Annotated in this window: 15 protein-coding genes; 8 read left to right on the forward strand and 7 right to left on the reverse strand. The window is 40.2% G+C overall.

Annotation, left to right across the window (positions count from 1 at the left end; genetic code table 11):
- Positions 1–44: 44 nt before the first annotated feature.
- Positions 45–284 (reverse strand): hypothetical protein, encoded by a 240-nt coding sequence (locus GSQ19_RS19655; RefSeq protein WP_011319545.1) that lies wholly within the window; start codon positions 282–284, stop codon positions 45–47.
- 63 nt (positions 285–347) lie between these two features.
- Positions 348–716 (reverse strand): hypothetical protein, encoded by a 369-nt coding sequence (locus GSQ19_RS19660; protein ID WP_011319546.1) that lies wholly within the window; start codon positions 714–716, stop codon positions 348–350.
- A 271-nt stretch (positions 717–987) separates the two neighbouring features.
- Between GSQ19_RS19660 and thrB the strand changes: the two genes are divergently transcribed.
- The 3 genes from thrB (at position 988) to GSQ19_RS19675 (ending at position 4356) form a co-directional block, all read left to right on the forward strand.
- On the forward strand, positions 988–1896 hold the full coding sequence (gene thrB, locus GSQ19_RS19665; RefSeq protein ID WP_011319547.1) for a homoserine kinase: 909 nt from the start codon (positions 988–990) through the stop codon (positions 1894–1896).
- Positions 1897–1912: 16 nt separating this feature from the next.
- Positions 1913–2452 (forward strand): hypothetical protein, encoded by a 540-nt coding sequence (locus tag GSQ19_RS19670; RefSeq protein WP_041456816.1) that lies wholly within the window; start codon positions 1913–1915, stop codon positions 2450–2452.
- A gap of 290 nt (positions 2453–2742) precedes the next feature.
- Complete coding sequence (locus tag GSQ19_RS19675) at positions 2743–4356, forward strand: NAD(P)H-quinone oxidoreductase subunit 4 (protein ID WP_011319549.1); 1614 nt, start codon at positions 2743–2745, stop codon at positions 4354–4356.
- A gap of 217 nt (positions 4357–4573) precedes the next feature.
- On the opposite strand, the gene GSQ19_RS19680 is transcribed toward GSQ19_RS19675, so the two are convergent.
- Positions 4574–4990 (reverse strand): 2TM domain-containing protein, encoded by a 417-nt coding sequence (locus tag GSQ19_RS19680; protein ID WP_011319550.1) that lies wholly within the window; start codon positions 4988–4990, stop codon positions 4574–4576.
- A gap of 391 nt (positions 4991–5381) precedes the next feature.
- Here GSQ19_RS19680 and GSQ19_RS30065 point away from each other — a divergent pair, with 391 nt between their 5' ends.
- A complete protein-coding gene (locus tag GSQ19_RS30065; RefSeq protein ID WP_011319551.1) occupies positions 5382–6098 on the forward strand; it encodes an acyl carrier protein in 717 nt (238 codons plus the stop codon).
- 120 nt (positions 6099–6218) lie between these two features.
- Here the strand turns inward: GSQ19_RS30065 and GSQ19_RS19690 are convergent, their stop codons facing one another.
- The 3 genes from GSQ19_RS19690 to GSQ19_RS19700 all read right to left on the reverse strand — a co-directional run bounded on the left by GSQ19_RS19690 (position 6219) and on the right by GSQ19_RS19700 (position 8567).
- Complete coding sequence (locus GSQ19_RS19690) at positions 6219–6779, reverse strand: antibiotic biosynthesis monooxygenase (protein WP_011319552.1); 561 nt, start codon at positions 6777–6779, stop codon at positions 6219–6221.
- Between the two features lie 117 nt (positions 6780–6896).
- Positions 6897–7814, reverse strand: a complete 918-nt coding sequence (locus GSQ19_RS19695) for an SMP-30/gluconolactonase/LRE family protein (protein ID WP_011319553.1) — start codon at positions 7812–7814, stop codon at positions 6897–6899.
- A 6-nt stretch (positions 7815–7820) separates the two neighbouring features.
- Entirely contained in the window at positions 7821–8567 is a 747-nt protein-coding gene (locus GSQ19_RS19700) for an SDR family oxidoreductase (protein ID WP_011319554.1), read from the reverse strand.
- A gap of 85 nt (positions 8568–8652) precedes the next feature.
- On the opposite strand from GSQ19_RS19700, the gene GSQ19_RS19705 reads away from it, so the two are divergent.
- Both GSQ19_RS19705 and GSQ19_RS19715 read left to right on the forward strand, forming a co-directional pair.
- Positions 8653–9570 carry a LysR family transcriptional regulator gene (locus GSQ19_RS19705; RefSeq protein WP_011319555.1) on the forward strand — a complete coding sequence of 306 codons (918 nt, stop codon included), beginning with the start codon at positions 8653–8655 and terminating at the stop codon, positions 9568–9570.
- 462 nt (positions 9571–10032) lie between these two features.
- Positions 10033–15450, forward strand: coding sequence for a trifunctional serine/threonine-protein kinase/ATP-binding protein/sensor histidine kinase (locus tag GSQ19_RS19715; protein WP_011319556.1), 5418 nt, complete (start codon positions 10033–10035; stop codon positions 15448–15450).
- 254 nt (positions 15451–15704) lie between these two features.
- On the opposite strand, the gene rlmN is transcribed toward GSQ19_RS19715, so the two are convergent.
- Positions 15705–16772, reverse strand: coding sequence for a dual-specificity RNA methyltransferase RlmN (gene rlmN / locus GSQ19_RS19720; protein ID WP_011319557.1), 1068 nt, complete (start codon positions 16770–16772; stop codon positions 15705–15707).
- Positions 16773–17129: 357 nt separating this feature from the next.
- Here rlmN and GSQ19_RS19725 point away from each other — a divergent pair, with 357 nt between their 5' ends.
- Both GSQ19_RS19725 and GSQ19_RS19730 read left to right on the forward strand, forming a co-directional pair.
- Positions 17130–17999, forward strand: coding sequence for a response regulator transcription factor (locus GSQ19_RS19725; RefSeq protein WP_011319558.1), 870 nt, complete (start codon positions 17130–17132; stop codon positions 17997–17999).
- Between the two features lie 20 nt (positions 18000–18019).
- Positions 18020–19921, forward strand: a complete 1902-nt coding sequence (locus GSQ19_RS19730) for a sensor histidine kinase (protein ID WP_011319559.1) — start codon at positions 18020–18022, stop codon at positions 19919–19921.
- Positions 19922–20181 lie beyond the last annotated feature (260 nt).

Below are 20181 nucleotides of genomic sequence, written 5' to 3' on the forward strand. Positions count from 1 at the left end.
TTCCACAAGCTAGTACTAGATAGGCTGTCAGTATTATATTATTCTCAAGATGCCCAACAAGTCTTCTCTGGAAATGCTCCTTTTTTCCAGTATTGTCTAACCTTTACAGCCGCTCTTTGGAAAAGTGCTTGTGAATTTTGAGTTGATGTTTCTTGAAGTTCCTTAACCTCTCCATTAGATTTGTCTAGCCACAGCGCCCCAAGATCATCTTCATGGGGACCGAAGAGGTAAGTAACCCCGCGTTCATCCTCTTGTTCTTTTAAAATCAATACGTAAAAAGCCATAGCTCATAATGTTGTCTATACATATTGTTTACTCTATTTGTAACTCATTTAAGTTAATTTCTATTATCCTTCTGGTGGACTCCATAAACGACCAGAGCGTATAGTTGCATGATGAGCCGTTCTGTAGTCGGTATTAAAAATCACCTCAAACCTTGACTCAAAGTATTCATGTTCCAGTAAGCGTAAATCTTCAGCCAGATAATTACCTTGTTGTAATCTAAACCACGCATCAGCTATATCTGGATCAGGATCAAAGTAATCAAATCTATCATCTAATTGATGTTGGCGATAAAATACATGATTTTTTATTCGTCTAATGCGAAACTCTGCCCAACCCGTATGAAGTGCAATTTCTGATACATCATCAGTATTACGACGTATAGCATTGTATGCTTCAGGCGCATATTGCTCCCAACGTTGTAGATATTCCATTGTTATAGTTTTAATATATTATTTTTTTATATGTAAATATAATAACATCGTTTCATGATGAATTGGGTTTATTTACTAATATTAGCTTGTTGAAAATCAGACAATTACTCTTCTCTCAAATAATCAGTACGGTTCCATTTTTCTGGCATTGACTATTAACTAATGACTAATTGAGCAGTTACGTGGGATGCTGGTTGATTGGTAATGTGAGTAGTCCATAGTTCAAAAGCTAATGACTATTGACTAATGACTGTTAGGTGAGTATTTATAAATGTCTGTTGTTTCTTCTGTCACGGTTAAGGTTCCTGGCACAACTGCTAACTTGGGGCCTGGTTTTGACTGCATCGGTGCAGCCTTGACTATATATAATCAATTCCAGTTCACCCGCCTGGAAACGAGTGAGTTAATTATTCAAGCCACAGGCGCGGAAGCTGAACGCGTACCAACTGATGAGAGTAATTTACTTTATCAGGCGTTTGTCAAGTTATATCAATATATAGATCAGACACCACCAGGGGTAAAAGTCGAGATTGAGTTGGGTGTACCACTGGCGCGGGGTTTGGGGAGTTCGGCTACGGCGATTGTTGGAGGTTTGGTGGCGGCGAATCGATTGGCGGGTGAGCCGTTGTCTCAGGCGCAGGTGATGGAATTAGCGATCGCCATTGAAGGACATCCTGATAATGTCGTACCCGCGTTGGTGGGGGGATGTCGTCTGGCGGCCACCGGTGCTATGGGTTGGGAAATTTGTGATGTTCCCTGGCATGGTGATATTGTCCCAGTGCTGGCAATTCCCGATTTTGAATTGTCCACCTCAGAAGCACGGCGAGTTTTACCAACAGAATATAGTCGCGCAGATGCGATTTTTAATACTGCTCATTTGGGGTTATTGTTGCGCGGCTTGCAAACAGGTAAGGGAGAATGGTTAAGGGCAGCTTTACAAGATAAGTTACATCAGCCCTATCGCCAAGCTTTAATTCCTGGTTACGATGCTGTGAATACTGCGGCTGTGGCTGCTGGTGCTTACGGTATGGTGATTAGTGGCGCGGGGCCGACACTGTTGGCTTTAGCGGATGTATCTCATGCGGCAGCTGTTGCGGCGGCAATGTCCACAGCTTGGCGAGAGGCGGGAATTAAGGCTGTAGTGCGATCGCTTGCTCTCGATACTCATGGCGCAACTTAACAATTCAAAATTCAATATGAAAGAACTTAATCCCAGCTTGCCTTTAAAGCAAATTCAGTCGGAGATGACAGCACTCCAGTCGCAAATTCAGGTGCTTGAGCAAGAACGTGCTGCACTCACTATTAATAATGATGTAATGACTCATGAGGATGATTCGCCTTTCGCCATTGTGGAAGCTTATCGTCGCCAAGCTAGGGAAAATGCCCAACTATTTGCGGAAATCAAAGGCATAGAAGATGCGATCGCCGCTTTAGACACACAACTACAACACAAAAAAGCTGAATTAGCGCGTTTGCCAAGGAGACAGCAACAAATTAACCAAGAGCAACAATTAGAAGCAGCGAAAGAAGTGGCTCAAGTCCATGCGGAACGAATCAATGAAATAGCCCAAGAACTGGCAGCAGAAATCCGTTTGCTCAAAGCCTGCGCTGATCAACTCAGTCCTTTATATTGGCAGGTTTATTACAAACCCTTTATTACCGGGTTCAAAACCATCTCAGTTCCCTATGTCCGTTCAGATGGGGCAGTTTGGACAATTGTCAATCGCATTGTTTAGGGAATCTTGAAAAATTACTCCCCTAGAATAGAGGTAATACAAAGATTTGTAACGGTGGTTGGAGCCACCGTTTTTTATTGACGTTACAAAAGTTTATGCCTAGAATGGGCTGGCAGGCAATTACCATGAGTATTTATTCCTGATTATCATGAGAATTGCAGAATCATTGAGTATAAATTCTTATCTATAACCAAAATTTAATTTTCCAGAGATAAATAAAGTTTACAAAAGTAACAATTCCTTAATATAATGTAATTAAAAGCGAAAAGAAAAAACGATTGTCAGAAGTGATGAATCTCATTGAGTTTCCCTGGCTAACAGCCATAATTGCCTTACCCTTGGTGGCAGCCCTAGCCATCCCCATAATTCCCGACAAAGAAGGAAAAACGGTTCGTTGGTATGGATTGGGTGTAGCCTTTGCAGACTTTGCCTTAATGATTGCCGCCTTCTGGCATTATTACGACTTCCAAAGTTCGACATACCAATTTGTAGAAAAATACCATTGGCTTCCTCAAATAGGTTTGAATTGGTCTGTAGCAGTTGACGGCTTATCAATGCCCTTACTGTTGTTAACAGGCTTAATTAACACACTCGCAATCTTCGCGGCTTGGAAAGTAACCAACAAGCCGCGATTATTTTATGGATTGATGCTGGTGATGTACAGCGCCCAGTTAGGGGTGTTTGTTGCCCAAGACTTGCTACTATTCTTCCTCATGTGGGAAATCGAGCTAGTTCCTGTCTACCTGCTGATTTCCATCTGGGGAGGCCCCAAACGCCGTTATGCAGCGACCAAGTTCATCCTTTACACTGCTGCTGCTTCTATATTTATTCTCGTAGCTGGATTTGCACTTGCATTCTCTGGAGATACAGTTACTTTCGACATTGCAGCTCTGGGAATGAAAGAATATCCCAAAGCGATTGAATTATTAGCTTATGCAGGATTTTTAATTGCCTTCGGTGTAAAATTGCCAATATTCCCTCTCCACACATGGCTACCTGATGCTCACGGTGAAGCATCTGCCCCTGGTTCCATGATTCTGGCTGGTGTGTTGCTGAAAATGGGTGGTTATGCCCTCATCCGCTTCAACATCGAAATGTTGCCTGATGCCCATGTTTATTTTGCGCCAGTCTTAGCAATCTTAGGTGTAGTTAACATTGTTTATGGTGCTTGCTGCGCCTTTGCTCAAACCAACCTGAAACGCCGCCTAGCTTACTCTTCCATCGCCCACATGGGATTTGTGCTAATCGGTCTAGCTTCCTACACAGAAATTGGTGTGAGTGGAGCAGTGTTACAGATGGTCTCCCACGGTTTGGTTGCGGCTAGCTTGTTCTTCTTAACTGGTGTGACTTACGAACGTACCCACACCTTATTGATGGACAAAATGGGCGGTATTGGTAAGGTGATGCCCAAAACCTTCGCTCTTTACACAGCAGGCGCAATGGCTTCTCTAGCCTTACCCGGAATGAGTGGCTTCGTAGGAGAGTTGATGGTGTTCATTGGTATCGCTACCAGCGATGTCTACAGTTCCAGCTTCAAAGTCGTAGTTGTTCTACTGTCCGCAGTGGGTGTAATTCTGACTCCAATTTACTTGCTGTCTCTATTGCGCCAAGTCTTCTACGGCAAACAAAGCGAAGAGTTACATCTTGATGCTTTCATCCCTGATGTGAAACCTCGTGAATTGTTCATCACCGCTTCTTTATTACTTCCCATCATCGGTATCGGCTTGTATCCCAAATTGATTACCCAAACCTATGATGTGAAGACTGTAGAAATAGCAGCCCACGCTCGTCAAGTGTTACCAGTGGTTGCAGGACAACAGCCATCAAGCCTGTACTCCCAAATTTTCACTGCACCAACACTGGCTAATGCTGAAGTTGAAAGTTTAGTTAATATCTCTAAGTAAATATATCTCTCAGCAATGGTGCTGAAAGTAAATCCTAAATATGACGGAAACTAGGGGTGGTTGCCAAACTACCCCTAAAATTTTGTAAAAGTGGCGAGAAACTCCATCCTTTCATGGGTAGTAGAGGTTGCTCAAAGCGTCGATGCAGGTAATAGGTAATGGGTAATAGTTCAATTACCTATTACCAGATTCCTCACCCACCAGGAGATGAGATAATTTATTTTGGTAAATTTTTAGACCATTCCTGAAAATCATGTTCGTACGATTCTCCGCTAGTTTTATAAGCTTTTATACTAGAGAATAATAAACCTAACCCCCAACCCAATAGGGGAAAAATCGCCCAAAAATAGCCAGGGCTTGTTAACAGATTCAAAACAAATAAAAATCCGTTGACACCAATAAAAGTAATCAGGTGTGTTTTAAATTCTTCTCGTCGTTGGGCGTGAAATCTCTGGCGTTTTTTATCTCCTATTTCTTGGCTCAACCATTCTTGTTCAGCAGCTTGCAAAGATGCGGATGAAACTCCTAGCTCTGAGGCGATTTCTATAATCTGCTGGCGTGAAATTTCTCCCTGTTGCTGACGGGCAAAAGCTTTTTGGAGAATCTGTTGCATTTGTTCTGAATTGTAAGTCATATAAATACCCAAGAGGATGAAAAAAGCTAGGAAGATTAGGCGAATTTTGAAACTTTAGCTACAAAACCATTAAAAATATATTGACCCGTTGTTACTAACAGCTAAGACCAACATTTTATATTTAAAAAAATAACCAATGCAGTAATTGAAAACACAAATATAAATATATTGAGTTTGTTCTTATTCGTGGGAATTTCCAAGAGATTTTAAAAATTTGTATATTTGGGAACAAAAAAATATTATATAATCCTCATTACTTTCTAATAAACTATTGCTACCTGGGTTAGTTTTAAATTTAAGTCAAGCTTGGGAGAACATAAATAAAGATACACAGCAATAGTCCAAACTTTTTTTAGAAAAATTGAAGCATTTTAGTTACATTATAAAACGTATGAGAAACACTTTAGATGATATAGAAAAAGCTATTAGTAACACTCGTAAAGCAATTGCTAACTTAACAGCACAGCAAAATCAATGTCAGAATCAATATACAGAAACAAAAATAGTATCTCAGTCTGCTCATGATGAAGCTTTAAAAGCTGCTTATGACGGTGACTCATCCTTGGCAATTAAGGCTTTATCTCAGGAGGTAATTCAAGAAAAAATTGCTACCTTACTTCACTCGCAAATCAAAGAACAATTAACAATTATTGAACTTCTAAATAATAACTTATCAATTTTGAATAACATAAAGTTTGCCTTAGTAAAATGCCTTCAAAATGAACCATCTCAGAATAACAATACTCAATCATTAGCTGCAAACTCACGTAGAGAACATACTGGAAAAGATTTATATAGTAACGAGTTTTCATCAGAGGATCTTCTTATTGAAAGAGTTAAAAAAGTAATTTCTGAAAAAGAATCTATAGAAGTAGAAAATATTAGCCTGGTTCACTCCCTTGTATTAGGAGGAACTTTTGGATCTTTCCTATCATCATCGACTAACTATGATATTCCACCCAATGACCTAAATATGGATAACCTAGATGCAATAGAATTATTAATGGCTATAGAAGAAGAATTTGATATTGAAATTTCTGATGCGGAAGCCGAGATGGTAAGAACAGTTCAAGAATTAGTGAATATAATTTTATTCAAACTAAGTTGAATTTGTTAGTCAATATATGCCAAGAAAAAGACATAATATCAGCTTTTTATTCTCCCTTAAAACTACAATTGACTGAGTTTTCTGCTAGCTAATAAAGTTACATAAAAGTGATTTTGATGTCTAAAATTTTCGTGGTTTTGGATATAGCCAGGAACTAAACAATCGGCTCACTCTAGGCATGACAACATAAGTTAGCAGCACAACCATAGTAACTGTAATGATCAACGAAATAATAAAGGGGGGTAAGCCACCCAGGAGAGGCGTGATAAATGTATTTAAAAAATTAATCAACACATATACAGATGCCCAAGTTAGTAAAGCTGTTTTATAGCGTGGTGGTGTCTTTAGTGGTTGGCCGGGAAGAGAAAACCAAGCTTCTAAGCCATTGATTTGCTGAACTTGGGGTTCAGACTCTACCAAAGTTTTGGCTTGATTTAGCCAATATTGGCGATCGCGCGATGTCATCCATGCCTTAAGATTTTCATAGCTGTCAAATCGAAAGATAATCACGTATTCTGTCCGCACTCCGAGTTGAGGGCGAATCACATTGGTTCCCATATGACCAGGGTAGGTTCTGGCAACAGTGGTAATATCTTTCAGCCAAGCTTCGTATGCTGTTTCACAACCTGGTTTGACAACTTGTGAAATGACCACTGTAATAATTTGCTCGTCTTGTTGCATTTCTATTGGTACTAATCAGAGTGGAAGTAAGGACGCACGGTGTGCGTCCCTATAGATTATTGAGGTGTAGCAAAGATTTTGTGAATTGGTATAAATACGACTCGTTTCTGGTAATTTTTAAACAAAAATATACCCAGTTTTATTGACTTCCAAGCGCACAACGTTTGCAGGGACAACTCCTGTGGGAGGAGGTAAAAACATCCCACCGTTGGTGACGACATAGATAGCGGTGCGGTCATCTGGACTTTGACCAAAGGCCACAGATGTACTACCAATTACACCTTGCTCGGCTTGAGCAATAATAGTTGTACTGCCATCTGTGCTGATTCTTACTACACTGTTATAAATGTGCGTTGCTCCGTAAAGATTGCCTTCCACGTCAAATGCAAAGTCATCAATATTAGTCTGCTTAACAAAGATTTCTGGCTCACCTGGGACATCTGCTATACCAAGGGGAATCCGCAGCAACAACATTTTTTCTGTATTGGAAACATATAGTTTATTACCAAAACGTTTGATGCCATTGGCGGCGGGGATGGGGTTATCTGCATTGCTACGAGCCAGCAAAGGATGTTCCAACCAAATCGATGCGTTGGGTTGAGCGATATCAATTAGCCAAATTGCACCGCGATAGGAATCTGCTGTTAAGTACCGATTGTCTGATAGAGGAGTGATACCGTTGAGGAATATGGCATCTGGCAAGGTCAACAAGGTTTCTACTGTACCATCTTTTGCAACTAGAGAAACTACGGGTACAGAATCAGCATCCCATCCTGTGACGACTAAACCACTATTGTTAGTAAAAGCTATACCACTTACTTTGCCTGGAACGCTGGTATGAATCTGCTGATTTCCATCGGGGGTGATGCGGACAATCTGACCGATTTCATGATTGGTTACGAAGATTGTACCATCGGCAGCGATCGCCAAATTTTCGAGAAAGGTATAAACAGGGAACGAGGTAATAACCTTGGCTGGAGCCAAATTAATCGGTGTTTGTACGTAAATAGGGGGTAACCCTGGGGAATCTGTCATATTAACCTACCACTGTAATTGAACTGGGCCACCAAACTTCCGCATCTCTGCAAAAAACTGGCCTTGCACTCCTCCATCCGGTAAGGTTGCCAAATAGACGGCTGTTTCTGCTCCCTCTTCTGCTGTAAACGGAGCATTATCACCCCCCATATCTGTTTTCATCCAACCAGGAGAATAGGCGTTCACCAGAATATTCGTACCTTGGAGTTCCTTAGCTAAAATCGCTGTGATGCCATTTACACCTACTTTAGAAAGTCTGTAAGATGGCGCTAAAGGATAATAATCATCGGAAATTGAAGACAGAGAAGCCATTTCTGTGGAAATATTGACGATGCGACCGTAGTTTTCTACCTGCATCAACGGAATTAATGCTTGAGTAATTCTCACTACCGCTAAGACATTAGTTTCCCAAGTGACACGCATTGTTTCCAGTTGCACAGTTAGTAAGCTGGATTCTTCTGGCTTAGTTGTGGGATTTATACCTGCATTGTTGACTAAAATATCTACTTTGCTATAGGTCTCACGCAACCATTTAGTAAACCTCTGAACACTCACATCATTAGTCACATCTAGAACACAATAATCTGCATCCAGTCCTTCGGCAGATAATTGCTGTTTGGCTGCTAAACCATCAGCTTCATTACGACTCGTCAGAATGACATGGAGACCAATTTGGGCTAATTTACGGGAAATAGCATATCCTAGACCTCGATTACTGCCAGTTATCACCGCAATTCTCTTTTGTTCCGTCATTTTTGTGACCTAAAGAATGCTTTTAGGTTTACTGTACTGAGATGTTATAAATTAAGCAAATTGATTGCAGCGATATATTTTATTAATGAAATTAATAGATTTATCCTCTATTGACCTCAACCTACTAGTTACGTTTGAGGTGCTTTTTGAAGAGCGAAGTGTCACAGTAGCCGCCCAGCGCTTGTATTTAGGACAACCAGCCATGAGTGCGGCTCTTGCAAGGCTACGCATACTATTTCAGGATGAATTATTTATCCGTATTGGTCGGGAAATGCAACCGACAGCAAAAGCTCTAGAAATTGCTCCAGGTATATCAGTTGCGCTTCAGCAGATTCGACAGACATTAGAATCTAGCCAAACCTTTGACCCAAAAACTTCTAAACATACCTTTGCCATTGGTAGTTCGGACTACACCAGCTATGTTGTTCTGCCCAAGTTGTTGGAAGTTTGTCGCCAGGTTGCACCAAGCATTGATTTTCGACTAATTGGTTTTGAGAAAGATAGTGTAGGAGACCTGTTAGAACAACGAGAAATTCATGTTGCGTTGGGTTTGTTTCAAAATCCACCCCGACAAACGAGACAAATGCCATTATTTGAAGAACACTTTGTTGGTCTTTGTCGCCGTGGACATCCTGTTGTCACTCAGGAGAATATGACACCGGAGACCTTTGCTTGTCTCCCTCAAGCTCTTTTTACTCTCCGAAGAGATGATATTGGTGAAATTGACAAGGTGCTTGCTCAATACAATCTTCAGCGTCGAGTAGTATTGACTACCCCCCACTTGCTCATCTTGCCAACTGTCATTTCATCTAGTGACTTAGTGACTGTCATTCCTTCACGACTGGTAACACCATTTGCTTACAAAGATACACTAGAAATTTTTGAACTTCCTGTAAAAACTGAACCTTGGATGATTTCTATGTTGTGGAGTAAACTTACAGATCAAGATCAAGCGAGTATTTGGTTACGGCAGATGCTCAAAAGTGTTTGTGAAGGAATTTAAGCTAAATCGCCGCATAATAAGCTTCATCTACTTTTAATGTTGTCTCTGTGATGAATTTGGCATCATCGGAAATCAGCAAAGGGCGTTGCTGATTAGTGGGATGATTTTTGTCGGGCTACGCTCCGCTAACGCTAACACGCATACCGCAGGCGGAACCCATAGGGTAGACGCATACCGCAAGCGGAACCCTTACCCCTACGGGGAAGCAAGCTACGCGTTAGCGTCTCCGTACCCTACGGGAAGCAAGCTACGCGCAGCGTCTCCGACAGGAGAAGGAGAAGGGTAGAATCAATATTCTGCTTTGTAACACTTGGCATATAGGGGAAATTTAAGTTGAGGATTTCTAGTAACCTTGGAACATAAAGATTATTTTTCTAACAAGATATTATGAACTTCTACTTTGTTTATCACAATATTTCGCTTGTACGGGAATGCTAAATCTGATATTTAAGAAGTGATAATATGCTTAATATTCCCGGTTATACTATCAGCGAAGAACTTTATGATGGTTCCAGAACCCTAGTTTATCGAGCTATTCGACAGGCAGACACCTTACCAGTGGTAATTAAACTGCTGAAAAATCCTTATCCCAGCTTTTCTGAACTGGTACAGTTCCGCAACCAATACACCATCGCCAAAAATCTCAACTATCCCGGAATCATCGCCACCCATAGCCTAGAACCCTTACATAATGGCTATCAGTTAGTAATGGAAGACTTTGGCGGAATTTCTGTGAAGGATTATTTCGTCCACAATCATTATGTCGCGTCTCTAGATAAATTTTTACAAATAGCGATCGCCCTATGCGACATCTTAGACATACTATATCGTCAGCGCATTATTCATAAAGATATTAAACCTGCCAATATTCTCATTAACCCAGAAACGACACAGGTTAAATTAATTGACTTTAGTATAGCCTCCTTGCTTCCACGGGAAACTCAAACTTTAATCAATCCCAACGTTTTGGAAGGAACATTAGGTTATATTTCTCCCGAACAAACTGGACGGATGAATCGTGGGATTGACCATCGCACTGATTTTTATTCTTTGGGGGCAACTTTTTACGAACTATTGACAGGAAAATTACCATTCCCCTCAGAGGACGCAATGGAGTTGGTACATTGTCATCTGGCAAAAGCCCCAACTTTAGTACATGAAATTAATCTAACAATTCCATCCGTACTCTCAGACATTGTTAACAAACTCATGGCGAAAAATGCGGAAGACCGCTATCAAAGCGCATTAGGTCTGAAGTATGATTTAGAAAAGTGCTTAGTCCAACTGCAAGAAACGGGTAAAATTGAGAGTTTCCCAATTGCTCAGAGGGATGTGTGCGATCGCTTCATTATTCCTGATAAATTATATGGACGAGAAGCCGAAGTAGAAACCCTACTCCAAGCATTTGAGCGCGTCAGTACCGGTAACACCGAAATGATGCTGGTAGCTGGGTTTTCGGGTATTGGGAAAACAGCCGTAGTCAACGAAGTTCATAAACCCATTGTTCGACAACGGGGTTATTTTATTAAAGGCAAATATGACCAATTTCAGCGTAATATTCCCTTTAGTGCTTTTGTACAAGCATTCCGGGATTTAATGGGGCAGTTGTTGACAGAAAGCGACGCTCAAATTCAGCAATGGAAAAGTCAGATATTAGCAGCCGTTGGTGAGAATGGACAGGTAATTATTGAAGTCATCCCCGAATTAGCAGGAATTATTGGTCAACAACCGCCAATCATAGAACTATCAGGAACTGCTGCCCAAAATCGGTTTAATTTATTATTTCAGAAATTTGTCCAGGTATTCAAAACTCAGGAACATCCCTTAGTGATGTTTTTAGATGATTTGCAATGGGCAGACTCCGCATCTCTCAACTTGATGCAGTTGTTGATGAGTGAATCAGGAGGGGGATATTTATTATTAATTGGGGCTTATCGAGATAATGAAGTTTCCGATGCCCATCCATTGATGTTCAGTTTGGCAGAAATTAGAAAAGCCCAAGCCACCATCAATACTATTACCCTTGCGCCCCTGAGTCAATCTAGTTTAAATCAACTAGTGGCAGATACCCTGAGTTGTTCATCGGCAATTGCCCAACCATTAACTCAATTGGTATATCAAAAAACCAAGGGAAACCCCTTTTTCAGCACCCAGTTTATCAAGGCGATATATGAAGATGGACTCATTACATTTAATGGGGATGAGGGAAATTGGCAGTGCGATATTGTGGGAGTTAAAGAGTCATCCCTTTCCGATGATGTTGTTGAATTCATGGCATTGCAGTTACAGAAATTGCCACAGACAACACAGAATATTCTCAAATTTGCGGCGTGTATAGGGAATAAATTTGATTTAGGAATTTTGGCGATTATTTGGGAAAAATCATTAACTGAAACCGCTACAGCCTTATGGAAGGCATTACAAGAAGGATTGATTTTACCCCAGAGTGAAGTTTATAAATTTTATGTCGATAGGGAAATACAGGATGAAGTCAAAGGTTCACAAACTGTTACCTACAAATTTCTCCACGATCGCGTCCAGCAAGCAGCATACTCATTGATTCCCGCAGAGCAAAAGCAGTATACCCATTTCCAGATCGGTCAATTGCTGTTGCAAGGGTTATCTCAGGGGGAACAAGAAGAACGGATTTTTGACATTGTCAATCAGCTGAATATGGGGCTAGATGTCATCACTAGCAATGAACAGAAACAAGAACTGGCGCATCTAAACTTAAAAGCTGGACAAAAAGCCAAACTCTCAGCCGCCTATCAAGCTGCTTACGACTATTGCACCATTGGGATGAGTGTATTATCGCCAGATGCTTGGCAGCAAGACTATCCACTCATGTACAGTTTGCACCGTGATGCTTCAGAAGCCGCTTATCTTTGTGGTAAATTTGACCAAGCCGAAGCCTTGTATGCAGAAACACTCACCTATGCTCAAGCCCCCCTTGACCAAGCCATAGTTTATCGCATACAGATGACACAGTATCAGCTCCAGGGACGAAATGCTGAGGCGATCGCTATTCAACGTCAAAGTTTACAGATGTTAGGATGGACAATCCCCACACAACCGGAGATGATACAAGCTGGCCTAGATGCGGAAATCGCCACAGTTCAGCAATTTCTAGAGCAGCATACCATTGAATCCATTCTTGCCGCCCCCAAAATGGTAGATCCCAGCATTGCCGAAATGCTGCGAATTTTACAAATTTTGTTCTACGCCGCCTGGCTCGATGGTCAAAGCACCTTAGCATTGCTAGCACTCGCCAAGATGACCACGCTGTCATTACAGTATGGTAACAGCGATATGTCTCCCTTTGGTTATGCCGGCTATGGCTTGATTGCTAATGGTGTATTCAAAGACTGCGCCACTGCTTATGAGTTTGGGGAAATGGCAGTACAGCTTTGTGAACAGTTTGATAATGCTGATGTGCGAGGGATGACAAATTTCATCTTTGCAGCTGATGTGCATAGCTGGAGTCGTCCCATTCGAGAGGCAGATACATACTATAACAACGCCTACCAATATGGGATGGAAGCGGGAAACTGGCTAACAGTAGGCTTCATGATGATGCAGAGTGGTTCCGATCGCCTAACTTATGGTAAACATTTAGATGATTTGTATGCGATCGCTCAAAATCATGCAGCCTTTCTTCATCAAATCAAAAGCTTAGATAACCTAGATGCTTTAACAGCAGGAGTTCTGCAACCAATTCGCCATCTCCTGGGGTTAACAAAAACGCTCTTCACCTTTGATGATGACGATTTTAGTGAAGCTGAATATTTGCAAAAATATGCCAATGCTCCCTATCACTTATCTTGGTTATATTCCGTTAAAATTCGCCATGCTTATTTATTTGACCAAAAATCCACCTACTCCGATTTAATCCCCCAACTGAGCATGATTGAAACCACTATTTCCAGTCATGCAAAAGTCCCTTCCAGCGTTTTTTATGTGGCATTAATGCACCTGGCGCTAGCTGAAACCGCTACCGAAGCATCTGAGCGTCAACACCATTGGCAAGCACTCCTCCCCCTAGAAACAAGCTTAAAGCGTTGGCTAAAAGCTTGTCCTGAAAATATCCGGCACAAGTTCCTCCTCATTCAAGCAGAAAAAGCCCGAATTAAAAAACAAAAAACCAAGGCTATAGAACTTTATGAACAAGCAATTAGCCAAGCTCAAGCAAATCAGTATGGCTACGAAGAAGCTTTAGCTAACGAACTTGCAGCTAAATTCTATCTCGACTGGGGTAAAGTAAAAATTGCCCAAGTATATATGCAGGAAGCCTGCTACGGCTACGCCCGTTGGGGAGCCAAAGCCAAAGCTCATCACCTAGAAAAAACCTATCCCCAACTACTCAAACCTATTCTGCAACAGCAACGAATCAACTTCAACCCCTTGGAAACTATTACCTTTCGTGGGGCCACTTCATCTACTCATACTACTACTACTAGTAGCACAAATATTTCAGAGATTCTGGACTTTACTTCTGTTCTCAAAGGCGCTCAAGCTATATCTGGCTGTATTGAATTAGACGAACTGATTGCCAACCTCACCCGGATTATCCTCGAAAATTCCGGCGCGAAAAAATCTGTACTCATTCTTCCCCTAGAAGAAACTTGGCAAGTTAAAGCAATTACCTCGGTTAATCAAGAGTCAAGTTCTCACACTAATATACAAACTATCCTTTCCTCACAATCAATAGAAGATTGTCAAGATATACCCCCAAAAATTATCAATTACGTAAAAAATACCCAGAAACCCCTGATTATAGACAATTGCCAAACAGATATTCCTGGGGTAATTGGGGAATATATGCTAGAGCATCAGCCAAAAAGTGTATTATGCACACCAATTATTCATCAAGGTCATTTAGTGGGAATTCTCTACTTAGAAAATGAACTCACAAGTGAGGTATTTAATAGCGAACATTTGCAAGTAGTCAATCTACTTTCTTCCCAAGCAGCAATATCACTAGAAAATGCCAGACTTTATCAAAAAGCCCAACAAGCATTACAAGATTTACAACAAGCCCAATTACAAATTGTCCAAAGTGAAAAAATGTCGGCACTGGGTAATTTAGTTGCTGGGGTAGCCCATGAAATGAATAATCCTTTGGGCTTTATTGCTGCCAGTCTTATGCAAGCTCAACCAATCATAGCTGACATTACCGAACACTTGAAGCTCTATCAAGAAAATTTGCCCGACAAGATTGAGAAAATCGCAGACCATGCCCAAGAAATTGACTTGGAATATATTTTAGAAGATTTGCCGAAGATGATTGAGTCGATGACAATGGCTTGTGAAAGACTCAAAAATATTAGTACCAGTCTTCGCACTTTCTCTCGTGCTGATAGAGATTATAAAGTACCATTCAATATTCATGAAGGTATTGAGAGTACAATTCTCATTTTAAAGCATCGTCTAAAAGCTAACGAACAACGTCCAGCAATTGAAGTAGTAACAGAATATGCTGATTCACCCATGATTGAATGCTTTCCAGGGCAAATAAATCAGGTATTTATGAACATTCTGGCAAATGCCATTGATGCTTTAGATGAGGCAAATATGGGACGTAGTTTTGCGGAAATTCAAGCAAATCACAACAAAATAATGATTAGAACCTTACTAGAAAATCAGCAAGTGAAGATTACTATTGCTGATAATGGGAAGGGAATGAGCGAAGAAGTTAAAGCCAAGATATTTGACCACTTATTTACTACCAAAATGGTAGGAAAAGGAACGGGATTAGGATTGGCTATAGCTCAGTCTATTGTGGTAGAAAAACATGGCGGAACGCTGACAGTAAATTCTACCCTTGGTGAGGGAACTGAATTTGTCATCTCCTTACCGATTTTGGATGAGTCCCAAAATTAGGGACTTCCAGATGAATAAATTTTAAATGTAGGGTGTGTCAGTGCAATAGTACCTAACTGTACTCAGAAATTATTCATACTGACGCACCCTACCAAACATTCCTCTGCTTTTACTCTTTATTAATGATTGTTATACATCCTTGGGTGAAGACGCGACGCCAGTCGCTACAACGGGGGGAGCCCCCGCAACGCGCTGGCTCATGAATCGCGTCTCTACAGATTGTTTATTTGTCACATTCTTTTTTTAAATTGGTATTACCTTGATGTTTTGGTGCGTAGTTGTCCACAAGCAGCATCAGCTTCTAAACCACGAGAATAGCGGACACTCACAGCAATATGTTGTTGTTGAAGCACTGTGAGGAACGCTTGAATACGATCGCCACTAGGGCGTTTATAGTCCACTTCTGAGATAGGATTATAAGGAATTAAATTAACGTGATTTTGAAAACCTCGTAGATGCTTTGATAGTTCTAAAGCGTGTTCTGGCAAATCATTCACGCCAGCCAGCAGGATATATTCAAAAGAAATTCGTCTGCCTGTGATAGCTACATACTCTCGACATTCAGCCAGTAAATCCTCAATGTGATAGGAGCGAGCGCTGGGTATGAGTTGTTCGCGCAGTGCTTGGTTGGGAGCGTGGAGACTCACCGCCAGAGTCACTTGTAGATGATGTTCGGCTAATTGACTGATGCGATCGCGTATCCCTACAGTGGATAAAGTCAGCGATCGCTGGCCAATACCCACATCTTGATTTAAGCTTCTCAGCGCAGCCAAAACATTCTCTGTATTCAACAACGGTTCACCCATCCCCATGAATACAACATGGCTCACCCGTTGCTGAAAATCTTCTTGGACAGTGAGAACTTGATCAACAATTTCATGTCTTTCGAGGTTGCGTTTGTAACCACCTTTACCAGTAGCACAGAAATCGCAAGCCATCGGACAACCTACCTGGGTAGAAACACAGACTGTCAACCGCTTGTCTGTAGGAATACCAACGGTTTCCACGATTTCACCGTCGCTCAGTTGTAGGAGATACTTAACGGTCCCATCCGAGGCCACAGACCGATGGTGAATGGTAGAACGTCCAATGGGGACATCGGCAACAGCAGCCCGCCATTGTTTAGAGAATACAGAAATATCAGTGAGCGATCGCACTCCCTTGTGATAAATCCAATCGTGCAACTGCTTACCCCTATAAGCAGGCTGTCCTTGCTGCTGCACCCAACTAGTTAACTCCGTGACTGAAGCGCCGAGCAGGGGTAAACAAGGTTGTTGTGGCTGAGATGATGGAGTTAGTTGGGTAACAGGCGTAGCAGACATAAGAAATCACAAATTAATTCTGAATCTCTATCCTACAACTTTCATAGGAAGTTAGTGGCGATGTTAATACTTCAAAAGAAGTGCATTTTTCTGCATAGGCATCGAATTTGTCTTTTTATAGAATGTGTGGATACCTTGCCTAGTTGGATTTCTGTTCGGGTAGCGTAGCCATACTCACTTGCGTAGTTAAGACGTGGGAAGGGAAAGAGAGCAAGGAATACAAGTGTGGGTAATTTTCTGGCACATATCAAGTTACCCTAACAAACATCAAATAGTTGTGTGATCAGACAAACCATTGCTCTTGAATAAATATATTCTTAATATTTTGTCTATTGAGTACCATATATACTATCTGAAATGAAACTATTAGTAAAAGCACTTACATGGATACAAAGTTTAAAACCTAGCGACTTACAAGAGCCAAATAGAGACTTTAACTATATAAAACTCAAAATTTTCACAACTGAAACTAGTGAGCCTAATTGTGAATATACACAAATAATTAAACATTTAATTATAGATAGAGATATAAGTATGGTTAATGTTGATCAATTGATAATGAGCCAAGATTCACCTCAATCATCCACACTGAAAATTTTAGTTGTTGATGACCACCAGTTAATTTTAAGTGGAACGCTGAATGTACTACAGCAACAATATCCAGATGCAGCGATCTCCACAGCAAAAACAGTAGTTGAGGCGCTGACACAGATGAGAAATTCTGCGTTTGATTTGATTGTCATGGATTTATCAATACCCGAAAAAACTGGTGCGATCGCTTATATTGATACGGGTATCAATTTGCTACAACAGTTAATCCAGGAATATCCCCAACAGAATTTTTTGGTACAAAGTAGTTATGTCAAGGCTTTGGTCAGGATCAAACACGAAATTGACGAGCATCAAGGTGGCTTTGCGATCGCTGATAAGGGACTATGCGAATCTGAGATGATAGTTCGAGCTAATTTAGCACTACAAGGGGCAACCCACACCAAAGACATCAAAACTGGATTAGAGCTGAAGCCAGAGTGGTTAGAAGTACTAAAATTAGCTTTTGAAGAAGGTTTAACAGATATAGCAATCTGCAAACGGATTCACAGATCCGAGCGCGCCGTGCGTACATACTGGACGAAGATTCAAGATGTACTTGGCATTTATCCAGAACCAGGAAAAAATATGCGAATTCAAACTGAAATCCGCGCTCGACAAGAAGGATTGATTGATTAGTTATTATTTATTGCTTACTTATGTTCCGGCTTAATACAAGAAAAATTAAGCAAGAAATTATTATTTTGCGACAGGTAGCTATACCTGGAATGACTGTTTTATTTATTATTATAATTGCCAGATTATCCGGTTTATTGCAGGGCTTAGAATTGATATTATTTGATACTTTTTTACGGTTGCGCCCAGCCGAAATTACTGACCCAAAAATAGTGATTATTGGAATTAATGAAAATGACATTCGTAGTTTAGGAACTTACCCGGTGCCAGATGCAGAAATTGCTTCATTGATTCAAAAAATTCAGATTTACAAACCCGCAGTGATTGGACTTGATATTGTAAAAAATGTCCCAATAGAACCAGGACATCAAGAACTTATCAAAGCATTTCAACAATATCAAAACCTGATTGGTATTGAGAAAGTTTTACCACCTGACGAAATTTCTCCACCACCAAACCTACCACCAAAACAAATAGGTTTTTCTGATGTAATCGCAGATAGAGATGGTAACTATCGTCGCTATTTACTTTTGACCGCCTCACCCCAAAATCCCGAAAATCCCCAAGATGATAAATATTCCCTAGCCCTAAGATTAGCACAAGGTTATTTAGCTACTAAAAATATAATTATAGATACGGGAAAATATAATTCTTATATTCGATTTGCTGATATAGAACTGCCTATATTTTCTGCAAATACTGGTGGATATGTAGGAGAAAATGATACTGGCTTAAAAATGCTAGTTAATTTTCGCAGTGGTAAGCAACCATTTCGGTTTATTTCTCTAAATGATATTAAAAGTAGTAAATTTGATCCAAATTGGCTCAAGCAAAAAATAATCATAATTGGTGTAACTGCTGCTAGTAGTAATGATTTATTTAATACTTCAGCAACTACTAGCTCAAAAATTCATAGTCAAATTTATGGAGTCGAATTTCATGCCCATGTTACTTCGCAAATAATTAATGCAGTTGTCAATGATAGACCATTATTAAAAGTTTGGTCTGACGGGTGGGAATATTTATGGTTAGTGATTTGGGGTGTGACAGCAATAATTATTGCTAGAGTGACAGAGACTTTTCGCAGAAATTTATTAACTATTATATTAATAATATTTTGCTTAATAAGTATCAGCTACTTACTCATCTTATTAGGTTGGTGGATTCCTCTAGCACCGACTTTACTAATTTTAGGAATTAACGGTTTGGGAATCAGTGTCTTTGCTTTTCATGAATATAAACAAAATCAAATAAAAATACAGCTAAGTCAACACACTATAGAGCATACATTTACACTTATTCATAATGGACCGTTACAGACTTTAGCTAATATATTGAGGCAGGTAGGTACAGACAACTTACAAAACGATAAATTAATATTGCAGTTAGAAAAACTTAATTCTGAAATTCGTTCTATCGGTGAATATTTAAGGATCGAAGCATTAACCCCCAATGAAAGCTTGCGCTTAGGTAGCCGTGTCAAAATTGACTTAAAAAGACCAATCCATGAGCTATTTTACGAAGTATACACAAGTACTATTGCCAGAGATGATTTAGAGTATTTCTATAACATTAACGTCAAAGTCCGCACATTTGAGCCTATAGATGAAAAATACTTAAATATAGAAAAAAAACAAGAGTTGTGCCTATTTTTGGAAGAAGCTTTATGTAATGTAGGAAAACACGCCAAAGGTGTCAAACGAATTGAAGCCATTGGTAAGAAAGAACGAAGTTCATATACTTTGATGATTAAAGACAATGGTTGTGGACTTACTTCATTTTCTGAAAATAAAGGGATGAAACAACTTAAAAATATTGCTAAAAAACTAGGAGGAAATTTCAAGTGTGAATCCCTTTACCCCAAAGGAACAATCTGTGAAGTTACATGGAAATTAACAAACAATAAAAATAACTATTTGAATTAGATTTGATTATGGAAAATATTTTATTATCTGTAGGGTGGACATTGCCCACCTCATCATGCTTCTGATGGACATTGCCCAACGCCACTTGTTCCAAGCCGGGAAACCCCTAAGGGCGCAGTGACTCCCCTACGTATATTTCAAAAATCTAGAGGTTGTATGCAACTTCTCTACTAGAGAATTGGTACAACACACCCTACAATAATTTCATATAAATATGGTAAGATTCCACTTCTTATAGACAGAAATTTCTCCCTGTTGAT

The sequence above is a fragment of the Trichormus variabilis 0441 genome, from assembly GCF_009856605.1.
Taxonomy (GTDB): Bacteria; Cyanobacteriota; Cyanobacteriia; order Cyanobacteriales; family Nostocaceae; genus Trichormus; species Trichormus variabilis.